The sequence below is a fragment of the Sphingomonas sp. FUKUSWIS1 genome, assembly GCF_000733135.1.
Taxonomy (GTDB): Bacteria; Pseudomonadota; Alphaproteobacteria; order Sphingomonadales; family Sphingomonadaceae; genus Sphingomonas; species Sphingomonas aerolata.
Genome location: NZ_JPJC01000096.1, coordinates 1 through 4,177 on the forward strand (window position 1 = coordinate 1; position 4,177 = coordinate 4,177).

General features: G+C 67.8%; 6 protein-coding genes. 4 read left to right on the top strand and 2 right to left on the bottom strand.

The genetic code is table 11. The annotated features are described in order from the left end of the window. The coding region (locus sphsw_RS07110; protein ID WP_031439996.1) for an acetyl-CoA C-acyltransferase at window positions 1-811 on the bottom strand (811 nt) is incomplete at its 3' end. A gap of 32 nt (window positions 812-843) precedes the next feature. Then, window positions 844-1,857: an alpha/beta fold hydrolase gene (locus sphsw_RS07115; protein ID WP_235188316.1), complete on the bottom strand. Its 1,014-nt coding sequence runs from the start codon at window positions 1,855-1,857 to the stop codon at window positions 844-846. A 72-nt stretch (window positions 1,858-1,929) separates the two neighbouring features. Here sphsw_RS07115 and phaR point away from each other — a divergent pair, with 72 nt between their 5' ends. The 4 genes from phaR to sphsw_RS20330 form a co-directional block, all read left to right on the top strand. Then, window positions 1,930-2,502 carry a polyhydroxyalkanoate synthesis repressor PhaR gene (gene phaR / locus sphsw_RS07120; protein ID WP_031439998.1) on the top strand — a complete coding sequence of 191 codons (573 nt, stop codon included), beginning with the start codon at window positions 1,930-1,932 and terminating at the stop codon, window positions 2,500-2,502. Between the two features lies 1 nt (window position 2,503). Continuing rightward, window positions 2,504-2,689, top strand: coding sequence for a hypothetical protein (locus sphsw_RS07125; protein ID WP_031439999.1), 186 nt, complete (start codon window positions 2,504-2,506; stop codon window positions 2,687-2,689). 84 nt (window positions 2,690-2,773) lie between these two features. Then, the gene (locus sphsw_RS07130; protein WP_031440000.1) at window positions 2,774-3,634 is read left to right on the top strand and encodes a sulfurtransferase; all 861 of its coding nucleotides are present in this window, start codon (window positions 2,774-2,776) and stop codon (window positions 3,632-3,634) included. After that, window positions 3,631-4,177: PLP-dependent transferase (locus tag sphsw_RS20330; protein ID WP_042466750.1), on the top strand; the 547-nt coding region annotated here is incomplete at its 3' end. The genes sphsw_RS07130 and sphsw_RS20330, both read left to right, overlap by 4 nt.

The window sequence follows — 4,177 nt, forward strand, 5'->3', positions numbered from 1 at the left end:
GGCGCTCGGCCTCGTCGCGGCGCATCAGCACCAGCGCGGCCGCGCCGTCGTTGAGGCCGCTCGCATTCGCCGCGGTGACGGTGCCGTCCTTCTTGAACGCCGGCCGCACGCCCGACACGCTCTCGATGGTCGCGCCCGCGCGGATATATTCGTCGTCGCTGACGATCGTGTCACCCTTGCGGCCCGCAATCGTCACCGGCGCGATCTCGTCCTTGAACCGGCCCGATCCGCGGGCCGCCTCCGCCTTGTTCTGCGAGCTGACCGAGAAGGCGTCCTGTTCGCCGCGCGTCACCTGATATTGCTCGGCGAGATTTTCGGCGGTGATGCCCATGTGATAGCCGTTGAACACGTCGGTCAGACCGTCGCTGACCATCGTGTCGACAAGGCTGAGATTGCCCATCTTCTGCCCGCCGCGGATCGACTGGGCGTGCGCGGACAGCGACATGGATTCCTGCCCACCAGCGACGACGATCGTCGCATCGCCGGTCTGGATCGCCTGACACGCCAGCGCGACCGCGCGCAGCCCCGAGCCGCAGACCTGGTTGACGCCCCAGGCGGGGACTTCCTTGGGAACGCCCGCCGCCATCGACGCCTGACGTGCAGGATTCTGCCCCTGCGCCGCGGTCAGCACCTGGCCGAGGATCACTTCGGAGACATCGGCGCCGTCGACACCCGCCTGCGCGAGCGCCGCCTCGATCGCGGTCCGGCCGAGCTCATGCGCGGGGACGGTGGCGAAGGCGCCGAGGAAGCTGCCGACCGGCGTGCGCTTGGCGGCGGTGATGACGATGTCGCTTGGGTGGGTGGCGGTCATGACGGGTCCTCTCGTTTTGCGGATCCAATACGCTAGCCGAGCGAATCTATCCAGTTCGCGAGCGGCTCCCAGAGCTGGTCGCGGGCACGGCTGCCGACGATCATGCCGACATGGCCGGCATCGACGTCGCGCCGGTCCGCCAGTCCGATCGCAGTCGCGGCTGGCACGATCCGGTCGTTGCGCGCGACGAACTCGACCGCGGGGCAGGACAGCGCCCGCGGGGCGATCGAGCGACCGGCAATCCGCCACAGACCGCGTCCGGGGAGGTCCCGGGCGATCATGTCCCCGAACAGTCCGGCGGCGGCGGCGGCGGGGAGCGGCGCACCCGCATTCGCCCAGTCCTCCAGCCTGACGAACGCGCGCGCGGCGGGGCTGGTCGGATCGCGGTCGGCGAACGTCTCGTATTTCGCGATCGTCTGCGCGGGCGCGAGCTGCCAGAACCCGCTTTGCAGCACTTCCATCGGCAACAGCCCCGTCTGGCGCGCAAACGGCGCACCGGCGCGCCAAAGTCGCGCCATCTCGGCACGCGCGGTCTCGCCATAGCCGGCGAAATGCCAAGGCGCCGCGATCGTCGCCAGCCCCGCGACCCGCGTCAAGGCGGCAGCGGCGACGGCGAGGGTGCCGCCCAGGCAATAGCCCACCAGGATCGGCGGGGTGGCAAACCCTTGCAGCAGGGGCAGGAGGATGCGCGCGACATGCGCGTCGAGGTCGAGGTCCCGATCCTCGGGCCCCGGCGTTCCCCAGTCGAGCAGGTGCGCATGATAGCCCCGCGTGGCCAGCCACTGCATCAGCGACGTGTCCGCGGAAAGATCGAGGATCGCCGCCGGGTTGATCAGCGAGGGTATAACGATGACCGCCGGCTTGCCCGTAGTGCCACCGCCATAGTCGCGCAGGACCGCCCGGCCGGCCGACGCGCGGATCGGGCGGGGCGGCAAAGGCAGATCCCGGGGCGCGGCCTGATAGCGGTCGAGCCCGGCCAGCGCCCGCGCGCGGCGGTCGGGCGATGCTGCGGTTTCGTTGCGCAACATGGCGAGGAACAGCGGCAATGGCCGTGGACCATGTTGCGGCGCAATGTCAAAGCGCGTAGCGTTTGCCCCGGTCACGTGGAGGGGCTGCATATGAAGAAGCAAAGCACGGTCGACGGGCTTGTCATCATCAAGAAGTACGCCAACAGGCGGCTTTATAATACCGAAACATCATCCTACATCACGCTCGATCATCTCGCGACGATGACTCGCGAGGGCCGTGACTTCAAGGTCGTCGATGCGAAGACCGAAGAGGATATCACGCACAACGTCCTCACCCAGATCATCATGGAGGAGGAAAGCCGCGGCGAGACGATGCTGCCGGTCAATTTCCTGCGCCAGCTGATCTCGATGTATGGCGATTCGATGCAGAAGATGGTGCCCGGCTATCTCGAGGCATCGATGGATAGCTTCCGCCGCAATCAGGAACAGTTCAAGACCGCGGTCGAAGGGGCGTTTGCCCATTCGCCTTTCGCCGACATTGCCAAGCGTAATCTGGCGATGTTCGACGTTGCAGCGCAGGCCTTTGCCCCCGGCAATGCTGCGGCTGCAGCATCCCCCGCACCAGCAGCCGCCAGGCCGGCGGCAACGAAGGACGAGGAGATCGCTGCCCTGCGCACCGAACTCGCCAGTCTTCAGGACAAGGTGGAAAAGCTCGGGAGCTGACATGGCACCGTTGCTGTGGACGGTGAGCGGCGGCTTTGCGGCGCTCGCGATCGCATCGGGTCTGGGCGCCCGCCGTCGCCATCGGCGGCGCGATCCCGACGCGGTCGGCTGGGTCGACTGGCCGACCGTCCAGATGCTTTCGCTCATCGGGCTGGCGGTAACGATCGGGCTGGCGTTCAAGACCTAGCTGGCGGGGCGGCGGCCGAGCCGCGGCCTCGACGTTCGGGCGTGCGCCGGTTACTATTCGCGCCAACCGTCAGGAGGGCAGGTCATGGACACGCTGGTGAGCACCGAATGGTTGGCGAACGCGCTCGAGACCAGCGTCCCGGGCGCTGGCGATCTCAGGGTCGTCGACGCAACCTATGCCGAGGGTCGCGACGCTGCGGCGGACTATGCGGCGGCGCATATTCCCGGCGCGGTGTTCTTGAACCTCGCCGAGCTTCGCGACACCGACAGCGACCTGCCCAACATGCTGCCGTCGCCCGCCAAGTTCGCCAGCCGGATGCAGTCGCTCGGGCTCGGCGACGGCAGCCGCATCGTGCTGTACGACAGCTCGCCTTGGCGCACGGCGGCGCGCGCCTGGTGGATGCTGCGAACCTTTGGTGCGCACAATGTCGCGATCCTCGACGGCGGTCTGGCGAAATGGCAGGCCGAAGGGCGCGAGACGGAGTCGGGCAAGCAGGCGGTGCGGCATCGCCACTTCACCATCTGGGCCGACGACAAGGCTGTTCGCACGAAGGACCAGATGACCGCGAACCTGTCGAGCGGCGCCGAGCAGGTCGTCGATGCACGCTCCGCCGCCCGGTTCACCGGTGCCGAGGCGGACCCGCGACCTGGCACCGCATCGGGGCATATCCCCGGATCCAAATCACTGCCCTATGCCACGCTGTTCAACGCGGACGGCACGTGGAAGACGGGCGACGCGCTGCGATCGGCATTCGAGGGCGCGGGCATCGATCTGGCAAGGCCGATCGTGACGACCTGTGGATCGGGAATCACCGCGGCGGTGCTGGCGTTCGGCGCGCACCTCCTTGGCAACGAAGCCGCGCTGTACGACGGCAGCTGGTCGGAATGGGGCGGCGATCCGTCGACGCCGAAGGCAATGGGCACGAAGGCGACAGGAACGCAATGACCGAAACGACAAGGCCGGTCGGCGACGCCACCAAGGTGGTGCTCGCCGGACGTCGCGCGGAATGGACTCGTGGTGTCGGGGAAGGGGCGATCGTCAGTCCGCCGGTCTGGCGGGCGTCGACGATCCTGTATGATTCCGTTGGCCATCTTCGCGACAGCGCGACCCGCGATACGCATCATCGGTTGTTCTACGGTCGCAAGGGCACGCCGACGCAGTGGAGCCTTGCGGATGCGCTGACCACGCTCGAGCCCGGGGCGGAGGGCACGTTCCTTTATGGATCGGGCGTCGCGGCGATCGCCGCGGCTTTGCTATCGGTGCTGTCGCCGGGCGACGAGCTGCTGCTGGTCGACAGCGCCTATGACCCGACGCGCGGGATGGCGAACGGTCTGCTCAAGCGGTTCGGCATCACGACCCGCTTCTACGACCCGCTGATCGGTGCGGGGATCGCCGACCTGATCGGCGAGAAGACCCGCGCGATCTTCATGGAAAGTCCCGGCTCGCTCAGTTTCGAGGTGCAGGACATCCCCGCCATTGTCGCGGCCG

Coding starts and splice junctions, on each gene's coding strand:
- sphsw_RS07130 (WP_031440000.1), top strand. CDS start 2,774: ATGGACACGCTGGTGAGCACCGAATGGTTGGCGAACGCGCTCGAGACC.
- sphsw_RS07125 (WP_031439999.1), top strand. CDS start 2,504: ATGGCACCGTTGCTGTGGACGGTGAGCGGCGGCTTTGCGGCGCTCGCG.
- phaR (WP_031439998.1), top strand. CDS start 1,930: ATGAAGAAGCAAAGCACGGTCGACGGGCTTGTCATCATCAAGAAGTAC.